The following is a 626-nucleotide window of genomic DNA, read 5'->3' on the forward strand; positions in this document are numbered from 1 at the left end:
AGGAGGCGTCGCGCATCACGCAGCCGAACGAGGTCAAGAAGCATGTGCCCGACACCCATTCCCTGCTGGCGACGCTGGACGCCTTCCGCGCGGACCAGAAGCAGACCCATCCGCCAAAGGCGCGGCCCAACCCGGTGCAGGGCGGCGCGCCCGATGGCGGCGGCTCACCGGACGGAGACATTACCAGCGCGCTGAGCGCGACCGAGCAGAAGGCAATCGGCAATTCCGTGCGGCGCTGCTATTCGGAAGATACCGCCGCGCGTAATTATGCCCAGTTCGTGGCGCATCTGGTCGTGACGGTGGATGGCACCGGCACGGCGCGACTGGTGGATTTCGCACCGCAGACACAGGCGCAGGTGGATGCCGATCCCGCCTACCGCGCGCTGGCGGAACGCGCGCGTGACGCGGTGCTCAGCCCCACCTGCGCCAAGCTGCCCATTCCGCAGAACCTGCTGGGCCAGACCAGACAACTGAAATTCGTATTCCGTCCCTGACAGGAAGCGGGATGAAGGCGAGGAGAAGAAAATGACGTCAAGCGTAAAGCCATTGATCCCCGATGATGATGCCGCACGGCTTGCGGCGGCGTTTGGCCGACGTGGCTTCATGGCCGGGGGCGTTGCCGGCGG

The 626-nt window shown here is 66.0% G+C and carries 1 pseudogene; it reads left to right on the forward strand.

Going from position 1 to position 626, the window contains the following annotated elements:
• Positions 1–494: pseudogene (locus JCM25156_RS19620) on the forward strand (energy transducer TonB); the annotation flags it as partial.
• Positions 495–626 lie beyond the last annotated feature (132 nt).

The sequence above is a fragment of the Komagataeibacter kakiaceti JCM 25156 genome, from assembly GCF_000613305.1.